Annotated in this window: 17 protein-coding genes; 7 read left to right on the top strand and 10 right to left on the bottom strand. The window is 75.2% G+C overall.

Features of this window, described 5'->3' with window-relative positions; genetic code table 11:
* From SCA03_RS13555 to SCA03_RS13545, 3 genes are all read right to left on the bottom strand, one after another.
* Nucleotides 1-864, bottom strand: a complete 864-nt coding sequence (locus tag SCA03_RS13555) for a hypothetical protein (protein WP_030882457.1) — start codon at nt 862-864, stop codon at nt 1-3.
* A gap of 204 nt (nt 865-1,068) precedes the next feature.
* Nucleotides 1,069-2,001: an N-acetylmuramoyl-L-alanine amidase gene (locus SCA03_RS13550; RefSeq protein WP_086815620.1), complete on the bottom strand. Its 933-nt coding sequence runs from the start codon at nt 1,999-2,001 to the stop codon at nt 1,069-1,071.
* A gap of 79 nt (nt 2,002-2,080) precedes the next feature.
* On the bottom strand, nt 2,081-2,746 hold the full coding sequence (locus tag SCA03_RS13545; protein ID WP_030892927.1) for a class I SAM-dependent methyltransferase: 666 nt from the start codon (nt 2,744-2,746) through the stop codon (nt 2,081-2,083).
* Nucleotides 2,747-3,045: 299 nt separating this feature from the next.
* Here SCA03_RS13545 and SCA03_RS13540 point away from each other — a divergent pair, with 299 nt between their 5' ends.
* Complete coding sequence (locus SCA03_RS13540; protein WP_230988641.1) at nt 3,046-4,527, top strand: MFS transporter; 1,482 nt, start codon at nt 3,046-3,048, stop codon at nt 4,525-4,527.
* Here the strand turns inward: SCA03_RS13540 and SCA03_RS13535 are convergent.
* Both SCA03_RS13535 and SCA03_RS13530 read right to left on the bottom strand, forming a co-directional pair.
* Complete coding sequence (locus SCA03_RS13535) at nt 4,524-5,129, bottom strand: response regulator transcription factor (protein ID WP_030892932.1); 606 nt, start codon at nt 5,127-5,129, stop codon at nt 4,524-4,526. The two genes, SCA03_RS13540 and SCA03_RS13535, sit on opposite strands and share 4 nt — an antisense overlap.
* Entirely contained in the window at nt 5,126-6,556 is a 1,431-nt protein-coding gene (locus tag SCA03_RS13530; RefSeq protein ID WP_230988640.1) for a sensor histidine kinase, read from the bottom strand. The genes SCA03_RS13535 and SCA03_RS13530 overlap by 4 nt, the downstream gene beginning before the upstream one ends.
* 637 nt (nt 6,557-7,193) lie before the next feature.
* Between SCA03_RS13530 and chsH3 the strand changes: the two genes are divergently transcribed.
* The 3 genes from chsH3 to SCA03_RS13515 all read left to right on the top strand — a co-directional run bounded on the left by chsH3 (nt 7,194) and on the right by SCA03_RS13515 (nt 10,350).
* On the top strand, nt 7,194-8,060 hold the full coding sequence (chsH3, locus tag SCA03_RS13525; RefSeq protein WP_086817821.1) for an enoyl-CoA hydratase ChsH3: 867 nt from the start codon (nt 7,194-7,196) through the stop codon (nt 8,058-8,060).
* 44 nt (nt 8,061-8,104) lie between these two features.
* Nucleotides 8,105-9,187 (top strand): Zn-dependent alcohol dehydrogenase, encoded by a 1,083-nt coding sequence (locus tag SCA03_RS13520; protein WP_030880190.1) that lies wholly within the window; start codon nt 8,105-8,107, stop codon nt 9,185-9,187.
* Nucleotides 9,188-9,399: 212 nt separating this feature from the next.
* A complete protein-coding gene (locus tag SCA03_RS13515; RefSeq protein ID WP_086817822.1) occupies nt 9,400-10,350 on the top strand; it encodes a 3-oxoacyl-ACP reductase in 951 nt (316 codons plus the stop codon).
* A gap of 211 nt (nt 10,351-10,561) precedes the next feature.
* Here SCA03_RS13515 and SCA03_RS13510 read toward each other — a convergent pair whose 3' ends face one another.
* Together SCA03_RS13510 and SCA03_RS35515 are read right to left on the bottom strand one after the other, a co-directional pair.
* On the bottom strand, nt 10,562-10,750 hold the full coding sequence (locus SCA03_RS13510; RefSeq protein WP_037865967.1) for a hypothetical protein: 189 nt from the start codon (nt 10,748-10,750) through the stop codon (nt 10,562-10,564).
* A gap of 93 nt (nt 10,751-10,843) precedes the next feature.
* The gene (locus SCA03_RS35515; RefSeq protein WP_174864493.1) at nt 10,844-12,562 is read right to left on the bottom strand and encodes a hypothetical protein; all 1,719 of its coding nucleotides are present in this window, start codon (nt 12,560-12,562) and stop codon (nt 10,844-10,846) included.
* A 231-nt stretch (nt 12,563-12,793) separates the two neighbouring features.
* Between SCA03_RS35515 and SCA03_RS13500 the strand changes: the two genes are divergently transcribed.
* Genes SCA03_RS13500 through SCA03_RS13490 form a run of 3 tightly spaced genes read left to right on the top strand, consistent with a single transcriptional unit; the run spans nt 12,794 to nt 15,740 of the window.
* Nucleotides 12,794-13,699, top strand: a complete 906-nt coding sequence (locus tag SCA03_RS13500; protein ID WP_030892939.1) for a Nif3-like dinuclear metal center hexameric protein — start codon at nt 12,794-12,796, stop codon at nt 13,697-13,699.
* Nucleotides 13,696-14,439, top strand: coding sequence for a zinc ribbon domain-containing protein (locus SCA03_RS13495; RefSeq protein WP_201453877.1), 744 nt, complete (start codon nt 13,696-13,698; stop codon nt 14,437-14,439). The genes SCA03_RS13500 and SCA03_RS13495 overlap by 4 nt, the downstream gene beginning before the upstream one ends.
* Nucleotides 14,436-15,740 carry a bifunctional RNase H/acid phosphatase gene (locus SCA03_RS13490; protein WP_086817824.1) on the top strand — a complete coding sequence of 435 codons (1,305 nt, stop codon included), beginning with the start codon at nt 14,436-14,438 and terminating at the stop codon, nt 15,738-15,740. The genes SCA03_RS13495 and SCA03_RS13490 overlap by 4 nt, the downstream gene beginning before the upstream one ends.
* A gap of 69 nt (nt 15,741-15,809) precedes the next feature.
* Here the strand turns inward: SCA03_RS13490 and eda are convergent, their stop codons facing one another.
* From eda to SCA03_RS13475, 3 genes are all read right to left on the bottom strand, one after another.
* Nucleotides 15,810-16,433: a bifunctional 4-hydroxy-2-oxoglutarate aldolase/2-dehydro-3-deoxy-phosphogluconate aldolase gene (gene eda / locus SCA03_RS13485; RefSeq protein ID WP_086817825.1), complete on the bottom strand. Its 624-nt coding sequence runs from the start codon at nt 16,431-16,433 to the stop codon at nt 15,810-15,812.
* A gap of 94 nt (nt 16,434-16,527) precedes the next feature.
* A complete protein-coding gene (gene yaaA / locus SCA03_RS13480; protein ID WP_030880169.1) occupies nt 16,528-17,328 on the bottom strand; it encodes a peroxide stress protein YaaA in 801 nt (266 codons plus the stop codon).
* 97 nt (nt 17,329-17,425) lie between these two features.
* Complete coding sequence (locus SCA03_RS13475) at nt 17,426-18,934, bottom strand: FAD-binding oxidoreductase (protein ID WP_230988639.1); 1,509 nt, start codon at nt 18,932-18,934, stop codon at nt 17,426-17,428.
* Between the last annotated feature and the right edge of the window lie 152 nt (nt 18,935-19,086).

Below are 19,086 nucleotides of genomic sequence, written 5' to 3'. Positions count from 1 at the left end.
TCAGCCGCGCTGGATGTTCGAGGTGTCCTGGAGGACGCCGCGCCGCCCGTCCTGCGTCTGGGCGATCAGCGCCTGACCGCGCTGCTCCACCGCCAGGTACCAGGTGCCGGGCGCCAGTTCGGCCACCGGCTGCGGGGAACCGTCCTCCGCGAACAGCGGACGGGCCACCGGGACGGCGAACCAGAACGGCTGGAAGTTCGGGTCCGGGGCGCCGGCCGCCGGGCCGGGCTGCTGCTGCCCGGGCTGCGGCTGGCCCTGCTGCGGGCCGCCGGGGTAGCCGTAGCCGCCCTGCGGCTGTGCGCCGTAGGGACCGGGCTGGCCCTGCTGCGGGCCGCCCGGGTAGCCGTAACCGGGCTGCGGCTGTGCGCCGTACGGGCCGGGCTGGCCGCCCCCCGCGGGCAGCAGCGCGGCCTTCAGCGCGGGCACAGCGGAGCCGAACATGCCACCGAACGCGACGGCCAGGCCGCCGATCAGCGTGAGCCAGGCACCGATCCCGAACTCGATCTTGTCGTTGGCGTCGACGCCTTCACCCAGCGGCGGCATGAGCTGCGAGACCATGCTCCAGATGGTGGCCCAGCCGACGACGGCGGCCAGGGCGGTGCCCCACTGGCTGTAGGAGAGACCGATCAGCTTGCGGTCCCCCGGCATCGAGCGGGACACGAGGAGCAGGGCGACGACCGCCAGGGCGAGAAGGTGCACGACGAACAGGGTCGGGAAGAGCGCACGAGTCCAGCTGTTGAAGCTGCAACTGTCGCCCGTGCAATCGCTTTCGACCTGGAAGAACGGCAGGAAGGAGGCGATCAGGAGCAGTACGGCTCCCGCGATCGCCACGCCGTCGCCTCGGGTGAGCGAGCGGATGTTCACGTGGGGTCCTTAAGAGGTCTCGTCATTGATCTGTTCTGCCGGGGGTGAGCACCCCATCGTACGGATGACACTACGGGGCACTCCCGGGGGTTCGCTTCCCGGTTGAGTAGCGAGGGTGTCCCGATTCCGTGGCACGGCCCGGCCGGTGTGCGCGGTCGCCGCGGTCGCGGGGCACACCGTCCGAACCGGAATCCCGGGTGGGAGTCACTGCCCGCCGCTGCGTGCCGAGGACTTCTCGGTGAGGAAATCCGTGATGCCCTCGGCCACCCCGTCCGCGGCTTTTGCCCGCCACCGCGCTGAGGTGAGCCGCTCGGCGTCCTGCGCATCCCGCATGTTGCCGCATTCGAGGAAGACTTTGGGGACGGTGCTGAGATTGAGACCTCCCAGATCGCCCCGGGTGTCCAGGCCCTCCCCGTCGCCGAGGTAGTCGGCCGGTGGCTCCCCCGTCGCCTCGCGGAACGTGTCACGCACCGCGGTGCCGAGGCGGCGGGAGGGCGCGGCGATCTTCCGGGTGTCGGCCGCGCCCCGGTGCACCGGGGCGGGAAGAATCACATGGAAACCGCGGCTGCCTTCCGGTGCGCCGTCCGCGTGCAGTGAAATGGCGGCATCGGCACCGGCCCGGTTTCCGCTTTCCGCGCGCTCGTCCACACACGGCCCGTACGGGGTGTTGCCGTTGTGGGTGAACTTCACCGTCGCGCCGCGTTCTTCGAGAGCCGTGCGCACCCTGCGGGCGAGATCCAGGGTGAACTCCGCCTCGGCGTAACCGGAATTGGTGGCGGTGCCCGTCGTGTCGCATTCCTTCTTTCCGGTGCCGATGTCCACGAGCCGGGAAATGCGAGCGGGGTGGTCGCGATTGTGTGGATTGTGTCCCGGATCGACCAGGACCGTCCGCCCCTTGAGCGGAAGCTGTGCGTCCTTCTCCTTTTCCCGCGGCGAGCCCGTCGCCCCGTCGAAGCCCTTGCCGTCCTCGACGCCCTTGCCGCTCCGGGCGGCGCTCTTGCCGTCGTGGCCGTCGTGGCCGTCGGCGCGGGCCGTGGCGTACCACAGCAGCCCCGCCGCCAGGCAGAGCAGGGCGACGACCGCCGCCACGAGGAGGGCGATGCGGCCCCGGCGTCCTGGGAAGGTTGCGTTCGACACGGGCGTCGATGCTAGGGCCTGTGTGCGGCGGCGCCCGAACGGGCCGGTCGGGCCCCGCACGGGCGGCCGGGCGCGGGGCTCAGCGGCGGCGCAGCAGCCGCAGCGAACCGGTGGCCGGCAGGGGCGTGAACGCGCCCGAGGCGAGCGCGCGTTCGTGGATGTGGTGCGGGGCCTGGCCGCCGTCCGCCGGGTCCGGGAAGACGTCGTGGATGGCGAGCAGCCCGCCCGGCGCCAGGTGCGGGGTCCAGCCCTCGTAGTCCGCCGTGGCGTGCTCCTCGGTGTGCCCGCCGTCGACGAAGACGAGGCCCAGCGGCGTTCCCCACAGCGCCGCGATCTGCGGCGAGCGGCCCACGAGGGCCACGACGTGCTCCTCCAGGCCGGCCGCGTGCAGGGTGCGCCGGAAGGCGGGCAGCGTGTCCATCCGGCCCACCCGCGGATCGACCAGCTCCGGATCGTGGTACTCCCAGCCGGGCTGCTGCTCCTCGCTGCCACGGTGGTGGTCGACGGTGACGACCGTCACGCCCGCCGCCCGGGCCGCGTCGGCCAGCAGCAGCGTGGAGCGGCCGCAGTAGGTGCCGATCTCCAGCAACGGCAGCCCCAGCAGGGCGGCTTCGGCCGCCGCCGCGTACAGCGCCAGGCCCTCGTCCAGCGGCATGAACCCCTTGGCGGCCTCGAAGGCGGCACGGGTACGGGCGGAGGGCGCGGGGCGCTCCACCGGCTCTCCGGCCCGGACGGCTGCGCTCATCGTTTCCTCGTCCTCCTGCTGTCGGTGGTGCCGGGTGGTGCCGATGGCCCGGCGGGGCCGGTGGCCCGGTGGTGCCGGTGGCCCGGCGGGACCGGTGGGCCGGAAGCCCGGGACCCGGAACCCGGGACCCCAGGAGCCCGGACCGGCCGCCGCGTGGGCGGCCCATGCTGCCCCATGCCCGGGCGGGCCCGGCCGCCGGGTGGCCGGTGGTGGGTTCCCCGGCCGGGGCCACCGGCCGGGTCACCGGCCCGGCCGAAATGCGGCGGAGCGCTGCCCGGCCAGGTGCGAACATGACAGTCATGACCCAAACCGTGCCCGGGAGCGGGACCTCGACGAGCGACGGCATACCCTCCGCCCGGCTGTGGGCGGTGGTTCTGGCGGCGTGCGCCGGCCAGTTCCTCGTCGTCCTGGACGTCTCCGTGGTGAATGTCGCGCTGCCGTCCATGCGCGCGGATCTGGGGCTCGGCGCCACCGGGCTCCAGTGGGTGGTGAACGCCTACACGCTCACCTTCGCCGGGCTGATGCTGCTCGGCGGCCGGGCGGCGGACCTGTTCGGGCGCAAGCGGGTGTTCCTCGCCGGGCTGGCCCTGTTCACCGCCGCCAGCCTGGCCGGGGGCCTGGCCCAGGAGCCCTGGCAGCTGCTGGCGGCCCGCGGTGTCCAGGGCACCGGCGCCGCCGTCCTCGCGCCGGCGACCCTGACGCTGCTGACGACCTCCGTGCCCGCGGGCCCGGCACGCACCCGGGCCGTGGCGACCTGGTCCGCGGTCGGTGCCGGGGGAGGGGCGGCCGGCGGCCTGGTCGGCGGGGTGCTCACCGACGCGTTCTCCTGGCGCTGGGTGCTGCTGATCAATGTGCCGGTCGGCGCCGTCGTCCTGCTGGCCGCGGCGCTGTGGCTGACCGAGCGCCGCGAGCGGACGGCCCGGCGGCTGGACGCGCCCGGGGCGCTGCTGGTGACGCTGGGCCTGGTGGCGGTGGCCTTCGGCATCGTGCGCACCGACACGGCGGGCTGGACGGCGGCGGACGCGCTGGGTCCGCTGGCCGGGGGCCTGGTGCTGCTCGCGCTGTTCGTGGCGGTCGAGGCCCGCACGCGTGAACCCCTCGTCCCGCTGCGGCTGTTCCGGCGGAGGGCCGTCTCCTCGGCGAACACCGCGATCTTCGTCAACGGCCTGGCGATGTTCTCGATGTGGTACTTCCTGTCGCTGCACACCCAGAACGTCCTCGGCTACACCCCGCTCCAGGCGGGTCTCGCGATGATCCCGCACTCGCTGAGCATCGTCGTCGGCTCCAAGACGGCCCCGTACCTGATGGCCCGTATCGGCGACCGCTACGTCGCCGTCCTCGGTACCTCGGCGGCCGCTCTCGGCTACCTGTGGCAGGGCTCCGTGCACCCGGGCGGCTACGCGGCGACGATCCTGGGCCCGGGCGTGCTGATGGCGCTCGGCGCCGGCTTCGCCGCCACCGCGCTGGCCACCGTCGCCACCTCGGCGGGCGGCCCGCAGGAGGCGGGCCTGCTCTCCGGGCTGTTCGGGACGGGCCGCACCATGGGCGGCGCGCTGGGGCTCGCGGTGCTCTCCACCGTCGCCGCGGCGCGGACGGCCGGTCCGGGCCCCGCCGCGCTGGCCACCGGCTACCGCGCCGCCTTCCTGGCCGGTGCGGGCATCCTCGCCGCCTCCGTGCTCTTCGTCGCGGTGCTGCTGCCCCGCGCCCGCACCGGCGCCCGCGCACGCCCCCAGGGTGTGGAGGGCGCCGGGAGCGCCGGTGATGCCGAAAGCGCCGGTTAGAGCCAGCCGTTCTGCCGGGCCGCCCGCACGGCCTCCATCCGGTTGCGGGTGCCGGTCTTGCCGATGGCGGCGGAGAGGTAGTTGCGCACGGTGGCGGGGGACAGGTGCAGCCGCGCGGCGATGTCGGCGACGGTCGAGCCGTCCACGGCCGCCGCCAGCACCTCGCGCTCGCGTGCCGTGAGCGGGTTGGGCCCGGCGCTGAGCGCCGCGGCGGCCAGCTCCGGATCGATGACGCGCTCGCCGGCCAGCACCCGGCGGATCGCACCGGCCAGCTCCTCGACCGGCCCGTCCTTGACGAGGAAGCCCGCCGCACCGGACTCCATCGCGCGGCGCAGATAGCCGGGCCTGCCGAAGGTGGTGAGGATGAGCACCGCGCACGCGGGCAGCCGGGTGCGCAGATCGGCGGCGGCGTCGAGCCCGCTGCGCCCGGGCAGCTCGATGTCCAGCAGCGCGACATCGGGCTCGGCCTCCAGCGCGGTGGGGACGATGGCGTCGCCCGTGGTCACCTGCGCGACGACCTCGATGTCCTCCTCCAGACCGAGCAGCAGCGCGAGCGCACCGCGCATCATCCCCTGGTCCTCCGCCAGCAGGACCTTGATCACTGGTCGGCCCCTTCCTCGCCCTCGCCGTCCCCGCCGTCCCCGCCGTCCCCGCCGTACTCGCCGTGCTTGCCGCCCCCGCCGACTCCCCCGGTCGCCGCCGAGCCGCCACCGGCCCCCGTACCGCCGCCCCCTTCCGCACCCGGGCCCGCCCGTCCGCCGGGTTGCTCGATCCTGAACCCCTCGCCGTCCTCCGGCAGTTCGACGACGACCCGGAAGCCGCGCCGCCCGTCCGGCCCGGCGTCCAGCGTGCCGCCGGCCGCCGCGATCCGCTCGGCGAGTCCCGTCAGGCCCGTCCCGGAGCGTTGGGCGGAGCCGGTGTGCCCCGCCTCCGGGGCGCCGTGCGCGGGTGAGCCTACGGCACCGTCCGCCGCGCCCCGGGCGGCCGGGCCGCGCCCGTCGTCGGTGACGGTCAGCCGCACCCGGTCCTCGGCGGCCCGTACCTCGATCTCGCAGCGCGCCGCGCGGCTGTGCCGGACGGTGTTGGTGACGCCCTCGCGCACGACCCAGCCCAGCAGCGCCTCCGCCTGCGCCGACGGGGGCGGCCCCGACCGCCGTACGACCGGTTCGATGCCCGCGGCCTCCAGCACCGAGCGTGCCCGGTCCAGCTCGGTGGCCAGCCCGCCCTCCCGGTAGCCGGTGACGGCCTCGCGGACCTCGGTGAGCGCCTGCCGCCCGACGGCCTCGATGTCGGCGGCCTGCGCGAGGGCCGCGTCGAGATCGCGCGGCGCCAGCCGGCGCACCGCCTCCGCCTTGACGACGACGACCGAGAGGGTGTGCCCGAGCAGGTCGTGCAGATCCCGGGAGAAGCGCAGCCGTTCCTTCTCGACGGCGTTGCGGGCCAGCTCCTGCCGGGTGGCGTCCAGTTGGCGCACGGCACTGAAGAGGCTGAGCAGCACGGAGGTCACCATGCCGGAGATGAAGGTGCCGTAGCCGATGGTCGCGGCGCTCCAGACGTCGTCGTCGCGGCCCGCGATGGCCCCGGCGGCGGAGCTGAGCACGATCAGCCACACCGCGAGCGGTCTGCCCCGCATCTGCTGGACCGTCCCGGAGGCCAGCGAGAGCAGCGGGAAGTACAGCGTCCAGGTGTTGCCGAAGGCGAGGGCCACGGTGAAGGTGACGACGGCGAGCGCGGCGAGCCCGTACAGCGGGACGCGGGTCCCGCGGCGGCGCGGGTCGAAGGCCGTGAAGACGACGAAGATGTAGAGCGAGTTGAACGTCAGCAGGGCCAGCCCGCCCACCCACGGGTTGGCACCCTCGCCCCGGATGACGTTCGAGAAGGCGCCGGTGCCGAGGATCAACCAGGGGAGGAAGGCGTACCGGGTGGGCCCGCGGCCCTCCCGTACCTCTTCCTCCAGCGGCCGCGGCGCCCCCGTTCGCCCGGCCGCCCACCGGCGCGCTGCCGCGCGCCATCCGTTGCGTGGGTCCATGCCACCGAGGCTAGGCGGCGCGCGGCCCGGCCCGGCAGAGCCGTCTGTGGGCGCCGGACCGGGACAGATGTCACGGGTGGTGTGTGCGGCGGCGTGCGCCCGGGCGGCCACCGGCCGTCGCCCGGCACCGGGCTGGGCAGAACCCCGACCACACCGGACACCGGACCCGGCGGCACCCGACCACCGCCGGGCACCGGAGCCTGCCCCTGCCTTGCCTTGCCTTGCCCGGCCCGGCCCGGCCCGGCCCGGCCCGGCCCGGCCACCGCCGACCGCCGGGAACCGGCCCGGCCCAACCGGACCTGACGCTGCGTCAGTTGACGGCGCGCCAGGGGTTCCCCTCGCGGCGGGGGTGCGTTATACAAGGAGCCGATCGGTTAGAACGTGTTCTCATTCCGGTGTGCGCGGCCGGGGCGCTAGCCGGCGCCGGGGGCCTTCCCGGGCCGGCGGAGCCCGTGCCCGCGCCCGCGCGCCGGAGCGTGCGCCGCGCCGGACTGTCCGGCCGGCCCAGACGGCCCCGGTCCGGCCGACGGTGCGGACGGCCGGACCGGGGTCCGCACCCGTCCCGGCCGCCGCACCCCGAGCCCGCCGCCCCGCCGCACCGCCCGTCACCGTCGCACCCGAGGGAGCCCGGCAGCCCATGCCCATCGACGCAGCGAAGGCCCTCGCGGCCGAACCCCGCAGCAGCGAGATCACCTGGGAGCACAAGGACGTCCTGCTCTACCACCTCGGCCTCGGCGCCGGGGTGCCCGCCACCGACCCCGCCGAACTGCGCTGGACGCTGGAGAGCAAGCTGCACGTGCTGCCCAGCTTCGCCACCGTGGCCGGGGCCGGCATGGGCATCATGGCCGGGATGTCGTCCCCCGGCATCGAGGTGGACCTGGCCGCGGTGCTGCACGGCACCCAGCGCATCGAGGTGCACCGCCCCCTCCCGGTCTCCGGCCGGGCCACCTCCACCTCCCGGGTCGCCGACGTCTACGACAAGGGCAAGGCCGCCGTCCTCGTGCTGCGTACCGATGTCGCCGACGACGACGGCCCGCTGTGGTCCACCGACGCCCAGCTGTTCATCCGCGGCGAGGGCGGGTTCGGCGGCAAGCGCGGCCCCTCGGCTCGGCGCGAGCAGCCCGACCGGGAGCCCGACCTCGTCGTCGAGCGCCCCATCCGCGAGGAACAGGCCCTGCTCTACCGCCTCTCCGGCGACTGGAACCCGCTGCACGCCGACCCGGAGTTCGCCCGGCTCGCCGGCTTCGACCGGCCGATCCTGCACGGGCTGTGCTCCTACGGCATGGCGCTCAAGGCCGTGGTCGACACCGTGCTGAACGGCGACCCCGCCGCCGTCGCCTCCTACGACGCCCGGTTCGCCGGCGTCGCCTACCCGGGCGAGACGCTGCGGCTGCGCATGTGGCGGCTGGACGGGCGGCAGGTGCAGCTGACCGCGACGGCCGCCGAGCGCGACGACGCGCCGGTGCTCGGCGACTGCCTCATCACCCTCGCCGGCACCGACTGACCGGTACCGGCCGAACCAGCCGACGCACGGGAAGGGAGCGCGGGATGCGCGCAGCGCTACTGCACGAGACCGGGCAGGACGAGCTGGAGGTCGTCGACGACATCGAGCCTGCCGGGTTCGGCCCCGGCAAGGTGCGGGTGCGGATGCGGGCCACCGGCCTGTGTCACTCGGACCTGTCGGCGATGTCCGGCGTGCTTCCCCAGCCCGCGCCGTTCGTGCCCGGGCACGAGGGCGCGGGGGAGGTGCTGGAGACCGGTGAGGGCGTCACCCATGTCGCCGCCGGGGACCGCGTCCTGGTGTGCTGGCTGCCGCCCTGCGGCGCCTGTCCGTCCTGCCGCCGCGGCCAGGGCCATCTGTGCCTCACCGGGTTCATGAACGCCGGTACGCCCAACTTCCGCCGCGCACAGGGCGGTTCGGACGTCTTCGGGTTCGCCGGCACCGGCACCTTCGCCGAGGAGGCCGTGCTGCCGGCCGCCTGCGCGACGCCGATCCCCGACGACGTGCCCTACGAGATCGCCGCGCTCATCGGCTGCGGCGTCACCACCGGGCTCGGCGCCGCGTTCAACACCGCCCGGGTGGAGGCCGGTTCGAGCGTCGCCGTCATCGGCTGCGGCGGCGTCGGCGTCAGCGTCGTCCAGGGGGCACGGGCCTGCGGTGCCGCGCAGATCGTCGCCGTCGACCCGGTGGCGGGACGGCGGGAGGCGGCACTGCGGTTCGGCGCGAGCGAGGCCGTGGCGCCGGACGAACTGGCCGCGGCCAAACAGCGGCTCACCGGCGACGAGGGCTTCGACTACGTCTTCGAGGTCGTCGGCAGGTCGGCGACGGCCCGCACCGCCTACGAGACGACCCGGCGCGGCGGCACCCTGTGCGTCGTCGGCGCCGGAGCGGTCGACGACCAGGTGCAGTTCAGCATGTTCGAGCTGTTCTTCGACGAGAAGCGGATCCTGCCCTCGCTCTACGGCGGCGGGGACGTGCGCCGCTCCTACGAGCGCGCCATCGCCCTGTGGCGGGCCGGCCGGATCGACCTCGAAGGGCTCATCACCCACCGCGTCGGCCTGGACGACATCAACAAGGCGATCGAGCAGATGCGCACCGGAGAGGCGCTGCGCACCAGCATCGCGCTCTAGACGGCCCCGGTGGGAAGCCGTGTGTCCGGCGCGCTCGCTGTAACCGGCGCGCCCGCTGTGTCCCGGCGCGTCCGCTGTGGCCGGGGCGCGCCGGACCGGCCCGGCGCGCCCCGGCGGAACGTGAGCCCGGCGAACCAGCGGCATCCAGCAGCAACCAGCGGCGAACCAGCGGAAAACCAGTGGAACTCCCGGAACCCAGCGGAAGGACCCCCATGGCCCTGGAAGGCAGCAGCACCGTCTCCCTGGAAGGCAGGACCGCCGTCGTCACCGGCGCGGGGCGCGGCCTGGGGCGGGTCGAGGCGCTCCAACTGGCCCGTGCGGGCGCCCGCGTGGTCGTCAACGACTACGGGCAGCCCGGCCGTGGCGGGGACGGTGAGCCCTCCGCCGCCCCGGCCGAGCAGGTGGCGGAGGAGATCCGTGCGGCCGGCGGCGAGGCCGTCGCCCACCACGGCGACGTGTCCGACTTCGCCCAGGCACAGGCCCTGGTACGGCTCGCGCTGGAGACCTACGGCTCGCTCGACGTCCTCGTCAACAACGCGGGGATCCTGCGCGACCGGATGGTCTTCTCGATGTCCGAGGAGGAGTGGGACTCCGTCATCAAGGTCCATCTCAGGGGCCACTTCAACACCATCCGGTTCGCCGCGGCCCACTGGCGGGAGGAGTCGAAACGCACCGGCGGCCCCGTGCACGGCCGGATCGTCAACACCTCCTCGGAGGCGTTCGTCGCCGGGTCGCCGGGCCAGCCCAACTACGCGGCGGCCAAGGGCGGCATCGTGGGCCTGACCACGTCCTGCGCCGGTGCCCTCGGCAAGTACGGGGTGACGGTGAACGCCATCTGCCCCCGCGCCCGCACCCGGATGACCGAGGACGTCTTCCAGGGCTTCGAGGCGCCGCCGGAAGGGCTGGACCCGCTGGCGCCCGAGCACGTCGCTCCGCTGGTCGGCTATCTGGCCTCGCCCGCCGCCGCGAAGGTCAACGGGCAGGTGTTCGTGGTGCACGGCGGGATGGTGGCGGTGCTCGAACGCCCGGCGGTCGCCGCGCAGTTCGCGTCCGAGGGGGAGACCTTCAGCGTCGAGGAGCTCGACGCCGGGCTCACTCCCTGGTTCGCCGAGCACTCGGGGAACTTCGCGGCGACGGAGATCCTCGCCCTCAAGAAGGGCTGAGGGCCACCGGCCGGAAACCGCGGAAATCGCGGAAGCCGCCGAAACCGTTGGAACCTGCGGCGGGGACCGGGGACCGGGGGCCTCGGCAACGTGCGGAAGCCTGGGGAAAGGGCGAGCGGCCCGGGTGCGATCGCCCGGGCCGCTCGGGCCGTTCGGGGTGCGGCGGGTGCCGCTGGCGGGACGGCCGTCGGCCCCGGCCGGGTGCCGGCCGTCAGGCCGCGTGCGAGGAGGCGTCCCCGCCCGCGTGCCCGCTCTCCGGCCCGGGGCGCCGATGGCGGCCGTGCCCCGGAACGGTCACCTGCTCCTCGGCGACGGCGGCCCTCCCGCGGTGCCTGCCCCCCTGTGTTCCCTCGCCGGCCGTCTGCTCGTCGCTGGGCGTGTCGGTCTGGGTGTCGGACATCGGATTCGTGACTCCGTTGACTCTCGCTGCCGTCGTACCCGGCGGAGTTTAGCGAGGCGGCAGTCGGCCGATCACACCGTTTCACGCCCCGGATCAGACGGTTCCGCCGGCCAGCGGGGCCTGTTGGAGCGGCACCGGTTTCGGCGTCGCCCCCGGTACACCGGGCAACGGGCCGGTGGCGGCCGGCGCGGCGGCCGCCACGGTCCCGGAGGCCCGCGATCCGGACGGCGCTGCACCGTGACCGTGATGTTGCGCAGCCGTGACGTCCCGACCGTCCGGCGGGCCGCCGTACCCCGCACCGCCGTCCGGAAGACGGGCGGCCGGGAAGTCCCCGGGGAAGGCCCCGGGAAAGTCTCCGGAGAAGGCACCGGGACGGCCGCCGGACAAGGCACCGGACAGTCCCCGGAGGTCCGGGAGGCCGGAGAGGCCCGCGTGGTCGGGGAGAGGGGAGAGGCCGGAGCGGCCGGAGAGATCGGAGAGAGCGGAGAGGCCGGACGGGGAGTCCGGGACGGCGGCGGACAACTGCGGCAGCCACGGGTTCCCCGGCGACCCCGGCGACCCCGGCGATCCTGCGCCTCTCGGCCCCTCCGGCCCCTCTGTTCCCGGGGTCGGCCCGCCCGGCCCCGGGACGCCGGGCCGGACCCGGTGCGGCGCCGGGCCGGCGGAGCCGACGGATGCGGAACCGACGGATGCGGAGCCCGGCGGGGCAGCCGGGGCCGGCGTGAGGTCTTCCTCGTCCGGCAGGGGCGCGCGCATCCGCGCCAGGCTGCACGCGGTGTGCGCCGTCGAACAGGGCACCTGCAACTCGCCGTCGGCCGTCCACAGGGCCTTGCCCGTCAGCCACCCCGGCGGCCCCGCGACGTGCCGCAACTCCCTGAGCCCCGGCCGCCACACGGCCAGCCAGGTGTGCTCGCCCGGCGCGTCCACCCGGAAGGCCACCGCACACCGCTCGGGCAGCAGCGTCTGGCCGGGCTGGACGGCGATCGGCGTCAGCCGGGTCGCGGCCGGACGCAGCGCCTCCGGGAAGCGGACCGGGCGGTGGCTGCCCAGCACGCCCCAGCCGAGCCGGTCGCCGCCCGGTGCGTCGGAGCGGACGAGCAGCAGCCCGCTGTCCGGATCGGCCATCAGCAGCCGGTCGTTGCTGTCCTCGCCGATCTGTAGCAGCGGGGAGACCTCGCCGCCCGCGCCCAGATCGACCACCACCGTCTTCACCGGGCCGCCGTCCGCACCGGCCCGGTCCAGCGCCAGCAGCCGCCCCTCGCGATCCAGCCAGCAGCCGCCCGAACACCGGCCCCGGACGCGGGCGACCGGCTGCGGGACACCGGAGGCGCTGCCCGCCACGAGCCAGACCGTGGCGGAACGTTCGTCCTCGTCCGGGACGAGTGCGAAGGCGCGGAAGCCGCACGGGGCCGGGGGCAGCAGCCGCAGCAGCCGGCACTCCACCGAGCCCAGCGGCACCTCGCCGGTGTCCGGTCCGGAACGGCCCGACGGGCGCTCCGGATCGCGGGACGGGTTCAACGAGGGGTACAGCAGGGAGAGGCGCCAGCCCGTGCCCGCCCGCCGGGCGATCAGCACCCGGCCGTCCGCCAGGGGCAGCACCTGGCTGCCGGCGTCCTCCGGCTGTTCGACGGGGAGCGGGACGGCGTACGGCTCCGGGCCGGTCAGGGTCCAGCGTTCCGGGAACCAGACGCCGGAGGCCGGATGTGTGCTCAGCCTGGCGGCGTACGAGCCGTCCGCCGCGACCGTGAAGCTGTCGGTCGGGATGTGGTGTCCCGAGGTCGGAGACGGTGGATGCGTGGCACTCGCGGTCATGCTTCGGTCACCTCCGGTGACGAAGCTAGGGGGCGTACTTCCTGGCGGACACCGGGAGTTGCAGGGGTTCACGCATACGGGTGTCCCCGTACCCCACTCGCCCCGCTACCCAGCGTGACGGCTCCTTCTTCTCTCCGCTTGAAGGGCGACCCGCTCCGGGCGGAGAGCCGAAGAACAAGGAGGGGCACGGGGCCGGACCCCCGTCCGCGATGGGCAGGTAGCCTTGCCCGCGTGTCCGCTCAGCCCACGCTCTCCGAAGTCCTCGCCGCCCTCGACGCCCTGTGGCCGCGTGAGCGCGCCGAGCAGTGGGACGCCGTCGGCACCGTCTGCGGAGACGTACCGAACCCCGAGGCGCGCGTCGGCCGTGTCCTGTTCGCCGTCGACCCCGTGCAGGAGATCGCCGACGAGGCGGTCCGCACCGGTGCCGATCTGCTCGTCACCCACCATCCGCTGTATCTGCGCGGGACGACGACGGTCGCGGCCGACACCTTCAAGGGCCGGGTCGTCCACACGCTGATCAGGAACGGCATCGCCCTGCACGTCGCCCACACCAACGCCGACACCGCCGACCCGGGCGTCTCCGACGCGCTGGCCTCGGCGCTGGGCCTGCGGGTGACCGGCCCGCTGGTGCCGGACGGCACGGATCCGGCGGGCCGGCGCGGGCTGGGCCGGATCTGCGCGCTCGAACCCGCCCTTCCGCTCGCGGAGTTCGCCCAGCAGGCGGCCCGGCGGCTGCCGGTCACCGCGCAGGGCATCCGTGTCGCCGGCGAGCCCGACCGGCCGGTGCGGACCGTCGCCGTGTGCGGCGGCTCCGGCGACAGCCTCTTCGACGCCGTGCGCGCCGCGGGCGTCGACGCCTATCTCACGGCCGATCTGCGGCACCATCCGGCGTCGGAGGCCCGCGAGCACTCGCCGCTGGCGCTGCTGGACGCCGCGCACTTCGCCACCGAGTGGCCGTGGTGCGAGCAGGCGGCCGCCCAACTCGACGCCGTCGCCGAGCGGCACGGCTGGGATCTGCGCACCGATGTCTCGCGGACGGTCACCGATCCGTGGACAGCGCACGCCCCTTCGGCGCCGGTGCAGCCGGCCGGCCCGTCCACCGACCCCGCCCACGACACCCCGGGAGCCCCCAACTGAACGCCGCGCCCGCCGATCAGATCCGCCTGCTCGACGTCCAGGCCCTCGACACGCGCCTGACGCAGCTCGCGCACAAGCGCAAGACCCTGCCCGAGCACGAGGAGATCCAGCGGCTGGAGGCCGATCTGGCCCAGCTGCGCGACCTCCTGGTGGCCGCGCAGACCGAGGAGAGCGACACCGCACGCGAGCAGACGAAGGCCGAACAGGACGTCGACCAGGTCCGTCAGCGCGCCGCCCGGGACCAGAAGCGGCTGGACTCGGGGGCCGTCACCAACCCCAAGGACCTGGAGAACCTCCAGAGCGAGATCGCCTCCCTCGCCAAGCGCCAGGGCGATCTGGAGGACGTCGTCCTGGAGGTCATGGAGCGCCGCGAGGCCGCGCAGGGGCGTGCGGCCGAACTCTCCGAGCGGGTCGACTCGGTGGCCGCCAAGGTCGAGGACGCCACGGCCCGCCGGGACGCCGCCGTCGCCGAGCTGGACAGCGAGGAGGCCGGTGTCCGCAAGGAGCGCGAGACCCTCGCCGCCGCCGTGCCCGAGGCGCTGCTCACCCTCTACGGCAAGATCCGCGAGCGCGAGGGCGGTGTCGGTGCCGCCCGGCTGTACCAGCGGCGCTGCGAGGGCTGCCGTCTGGAGCTGAACATCACCGAGCTGAACGAGGTGCGGGAGGCCCCCGCCGACGCCGTCGTGCGCTGCGAGAACTGCCGCCGCATCCTGGTGCGGACGCCGGAGTCCGGTCTGTGAGCACCCGCCGTACCTTGATCGTCGAGGCCGACGGCGGCTCCCGCGGCAATCCGGGGCCGGCCGGTTACGGCGCCGTCGTCAAGGACGGCGCGTCCGGTGAGACGCTGCGGGAGACGGCGGGGTTCATCGGGCACGCCACCAACAACGTGGCCGAGTACCGCGGTCTGCTCGCCGGCCTGCGTGCCGCGTACGAACTGGACCCGGACGCCGCGGTGCTGGTGCGGATGGACTCCAAGCTCGTCGTCGAGCAGATGAGCGGACGCTGGAAGATCAAGCACCCGGGGATGCGGCCGCTCGCGCTGGAGGCGGGCGGCGTCTTCCCCGAGGGCGCCGTCAGCTACGAGTGGATCCCGCGCGAGCGGAACAAGCACGCCGACGGTCTCGCCAACGAGGCCATGGACGCCGGGAAGAACGGCGGCCAGTGGGAACCGGCCACGTCCCGCGCGGAGTTGGACGCCGCTCCGGCCGGGGTGACCGGCACACCGGAAGCAGCCGGTCCGGAAGCAGTGGCCGGTGCCGCGGCCGTGGCGCCCGAGGGCGCGGCCCCCACGGCGTCCGGCCCGGGCGGGGAGCCGGCGGGTGGGGCGGTCCAGCCGCCGGCCGAGCCGCAGCCGCGGGGCGAGCCCGGGGCCCGCACCGCCACGCCCTCCGCCCGCGCCGGCTGGGGGCCCGACATGGGCACCCCCTCCACCTTCGTTCTGCTGCGGCACGGCGAGACGCCGCTCACACCCGAGAAGCGGTTCTCCGGCAGCGGCGGCTCCGACCCGGGGCTGTCCGCCGCCGGCCGCGAGCAGGCCGCCGCCGTGGCCGAGGCGCTCGCGGCCCGCGGCACCGTGCAGGCCGTCGTCTCCTCACCGCTGCGCCGCTGCCGGGAGACCGCGCAGGCCGTCGCCGACCGCCTCGGCCTGAGCGTGCACACCGAGGACGGGCTGCGCGAGTGCGACTTCGGGGCCTGGGAGGGGCTCACCTTCGCCGAGGTGCGCGAGCGCCACCCCGACGACCTCACCGCCTGGCTCGGCTCCACGACGGCGCGGCCGACCGGCGGTGGCGAGTCGTTCGAGGAGGTGGCCCGGCGCGTCACGGTGGCCAGGGACCGACTGCTCGCCCGGTACGCGGGACGCACCGTCGTGCTGGTCACGCACGTCACACCGGTCAAGACGCTGGTACGGCTCGCCCTCGGGGCGCCGCCGGAGGCCCTGTTCCGGATGGAGCTGTCGGCCGCCTCGCTGAGCGCCGTCGCCTACTACGCCGACGGCAACGCCTCGCTGCGCCTGCTCAACGAGACCGCGCACCTGCGCTGACCGTCCGTCGGCCGGCTGCGCCGACGGAACGCCCGCGCGACCGCGACCCGGTGGGCGGGCCGCGCCGGGTCAGCGACCGCCGAGCGTCGCGGCCTCGGCGGCCAGGGCGCGTATCCGCTCCCAGTCCCGGGCGGCCAGCGCGTCCTGCGGAAGCATCCAGGTGCCGCCCACGCAGCCGACGTTGGGCAGCGCCAGATAGTCCGCCGCGTTGTGCACGCCGACGCCGCCGGTCGGACAGAACCGGGCCTGCGGCAGGGGAGAGGCCAGGGACTTGAGGTAGGCGGTGCCGCCGGCCGCCTCGGCGGGGAAGAACTTCATCTCCGTGACGCCCTGTTCGAGCAGCGCCACCACCTCCGAGGTGGTCGAGACGCCCGGCAGGAACGGCAGCCCCGTCTCCCGCATGGCCGCCAGCAGCGTCGGTGTCCAGCCCGGGCTGACCAGGAACCGGGCGCCCGCCTCCGCGGCCGTGCGGGCCTGTTCGGCGCCCGTCACCGTGCCCGCGCCGACGACGGCCTCCGGCACCTCCCGTGCGATGGCCCGGATCGCCTCGGGCGCCGCGGGGGTGCGCAGGGTGACCTCGATGGCCGGCAGCCCGCCGGCGACCAGGGCCCGGGCCAGCGGTGCCGCGTCGCTCGCGTCCTCCAGTACGACGACGGGGACGACGGGGGCGAGGGCCAGCACGGAGGAACTCATGCCCTCATCCTCCCCAGCAGGGCCACTCCCCGCAACACTCGTTGCGCATGCTGCAACCGCTGGTGGGGCGGTGGGCAGCGGGGCGGCTCGCCCCTCACAGGTCCCGGACGACGATGTCCAGGCCCGTCGTGCCCGACTTGCCGGGACCGCTCTCCACGGTCCAGCCCAACTCCCGCAGGACGTCCGCCAGTTCGCCGGGGCCGGACGGCTCGGCCCCGGCCTCCAGCAGCGCCCGCACGACCCGCCCCTTCGTGGCCTTGTTGAAGTGGCTGACGACCGTCCGCTTCTCCACCCCGTCGACCGTCTTCGCCTGGAGGACCCGGACCGTCGCCGTCCGCGCGGCGACCTCCCCCTTCGGCTTCCACATGGCCGCGTACGCGGAGGACCGCAGATCCAGCACCAGCCCGCCGTCCGCCGCCTGCGGCAGCACCGACTCCAGCGGCCCGCGCCAGTAGGCACCGAGCGGCCCGGCGCCGGGCAGCTTCACCCCGCCCGACAGCCGGTAGGAGGGAATGCGGTCCTCGACGCCGACCGCGCCCCACAGCGCGGAGAAGACCAGCAGCGACCGGGCCGCGCGCTTCCGCGCCGCGGGGGAGAGCGTCGCGAGCCCGAGCGCGTCGTAGAGCACACCCGTGTAGATCTCACCGGCGGGCCGGGCGGGCGCCGTGCGCAGCTGTGCGTTCTTCGCCAGCTCACCGCGCAGCCCTTCGCTCAGCCCCAGCACCTCGCGGGCCTTCTCGTTGTGCAGCGGATCCCCGGCGCACAGCTCGACCAGTTCGTCGAGCACCCGCTCGCGCGCCCCGGTCAGCCCGGGCAGCGAGAGGGCGCCCAGGTCCAGCGGGCGGCCCTGCCCGCCTTCGGCCTTCCCCTCGGACGGCGGCAACAGCACGAGCACGGTGGTTCTCCTCGGATACGGCGGGCTGACGGTGCGCACGCCAGGGTACGGCCCGGCGCGGGGCGCACGGCCCGGGAGGGCACGGGCCTCCGGCAGCTCACAGGGCCTGGGGGAAGGAGAACAGCCGGTCGGGGTCGTAGGCGTGCTTCACCTTGGCGAGGCGTTCGGCGTTGGGGCCGTAGTAGGCGTGCCGCCAGTCCCGCAGGGCGGGGTCGGCGTAGTTCTGGTAGGCGAAGCCGCTGGCCCAGGGGCGCATCGTCGCATGGGTGGTGTTGAGCCAGTCGCGGTGCGCGGTGACCGTCCCGGCGGGGGCGCCGTCCGGCCAGGAGACGAGGTACTGGGCGAGGAACCGCGCCGAGCGGTGCACGAAGGCCGTCGCATCGGGGCGGGGCCGGTTCACCGCGCCGCCGAGCGCGTCCAGCGCCACCGTCCCGGCACCTCCGCCGCGCAGCGAGGCCAGCCGCTCCACCCGGGCGAGCAGCGCCCGGATGCCGTCCGGCGGCAGGGAGCGGGTGTAGAAGTCGCTGCGCGCCGCGTAGCACTCGCGGGCGACCTTGCCGCGCTTGCGGCGGCCGGGCAGCGTACCGGCCTGGTGCGCCTGGTTCAGCGTCCAGCCGGAGACCCCGCCCATGGTCTTCATGGCGTCCAGATACGAGTGGCGCCGCAGGGAGTGGTCCGAGGCGGGGGCGCCGACGCGGCCGGCGAGCCGGTCGAGGTGGTTCTCGACCTCGCGGCGCGCACCCAGCGACAGGCCGCCCATGCGGACGCTGCCGGGCCGCCCGCCGGCGGGGGCCGACAGATGCAGATGGGCCCAGATCTCCTCCGGCGCCATCGGTGCCCAGCGCTGCCACTCGCGGACCACGGCGGCGGCCCTCGACCACGGCCAGGACAGGAAGAAGGTCTGGCAGGAGGGCGCCACATGGGTGCGGAACTCCAGAGAGGTGACGACGCCGAAGTTGCCGCCGCCGGCGCCGCGCAGCGCCCAGAACAGATCCGCGTCGGCGTCCTCCGACACCTCGCGCAGCCTGCCGTCGGCGGTCACGACGCGCGCCGCCGTCACGCTGTCGCTGGTGAGCCCGTAGGCGCGGGCGACGACACCGACACCGCCGCCCAGCGCGAGCCCCGAGACCCCCACGGTGGGGCAGGTGCCCGCCGGGATGGTGCGCTTGTGGCCGCTCAACCCGGCGTACACGTCGATGAGTTTGGCCCCGGCGCCGACGGTGGCGCTGCGCCCGCTGCCCGTCACGTCGTCCATCTTCTGCACGTCGATGACGAGCCTGTCCCTGCCCGAGGACCAGCCGGCGTAGGAGTGCCCGCCGCTGCGTATCGCCACCGGCGTGCCGTGCCGCCGGGCGAACGCGAGACACTCGGCGACATCGCCCGGGCCCGCGCAGTAGGCGACGGCCGCCGGGCGCACCGCGTCGAACCGCGGATTGAACAGCTTGCGTGCCGCGGTGTACTCCTTCTCGCCGGGCCGCAGCAGCAGCCCGTCCAGGCTCGCGGCGAGCGCCTGCCACGCGGCGTCGGCGCCGGCCCTGCGGGCCCGCTCGGGCCGCGGCCCGCCTGCCGCGGCTCTGCGGCCCGCGCCGCGCGCACTGCCCGTCATACCCGCACTCCCGCCCAGGGCGACGCGCCCCGCACCTCGTCCGATCCGCAGCATTCCCCGTCGGGACGCGCTCCGCTCCACGCGGCCCGTGCCCGTTCCCGGCGCCCACCGGAAAGGGGGACGGGATGCGGATCGCGCGGGTTGCCCGAGGC

This window comes from Streptomyces cacaoi (genome assembly GCF_006539165.1).
In the GTDB taxonomy this organism is placed as follows: Bacteria; Actinomycetota; Actinomycetes; order Streptomycetales; family Streptomycetaceae; genus Streptomyces; species Streptomyces cacaoi.
This window is presented reverse-complemented; position numbering and strand designations above follow the sequence as displayed.

Excerpts from the sequence above, each read along its gene's own strand:
- SCA03_RS13510 (WP_037865967.1), bottom strand. The coding sequence starts at position 10,750 with ATGTCCGACACCCAGACCGACACGCCCAGCGACGAGCAGACGGCCGGC.
- chsH3 (WP_086817821.1), top strand. The coding sequence starts at position 7,194 with ATGCCCATCGACGCAGCGAAGGCCCTCGCGGCCGAACCCCGCAGCAGC.
- SCA03_RS13545 (WP_030892927.1), bottom strand. The coding sequence starts at position 2,746 with ATGAGCGCAGCCGTCCGGGCCGGAGAGCCGGTGGAGCGCCCCGCGCCC.
- SCA03_RS13520 (WP_030880190.1), top strand. The coding sequence starts at position 8,105 with ATGCGCGCAGCGCTACTGCACGAGACCGGGCAGGACGAGCTGGAGGTC.
- SCA03_RS35515 (WP_174864493.1), bottom strand. The coding sequence starts at position 12,562 with ATGACCGCGAGTGCCACGCATCCACCGTCTCCGACCTCGGGACACCAC.
- SCA03_RS13540 (WP_230988641.1), top strand. The coding sequence starts at position 3,046 with ATGACCCAAACCGTGCCCGGGAGCGGGACCTCGACGAGCGACGGCATA.
- SCA03_RS13530 (WP_230988640.1), bottom strand. The coding sequence starts at position 6,556 with ATGGACCCACGCAACGGATGGCGCGCGGCAGCGCGCCGGTGGGCGGCC.
- SCA03_RS13475 (WP_230988639.1), bottom strand. The coding sequence starts at position 18,934 with ATGACGGGCAGTGCGCGCGGCGCGGGCCGCAGAGCCGCGGCAGGCGGG.
- eda (WP_086817825.1), bottom strand. The coding sequence starts at position 16,433 with ATGAGTTCCTCCGTGCTGGCCCTCGCCCCCGTCGTCCCCGTCGTCGTA.
- SCA03_RS13515 (WP_086817822.1), top strand. The coding sequence starts at position 9,400 with ATGGCCCTGGAAGGCAGCAGCACCGTCTCCCTGGAAGGCAGGACCGCC.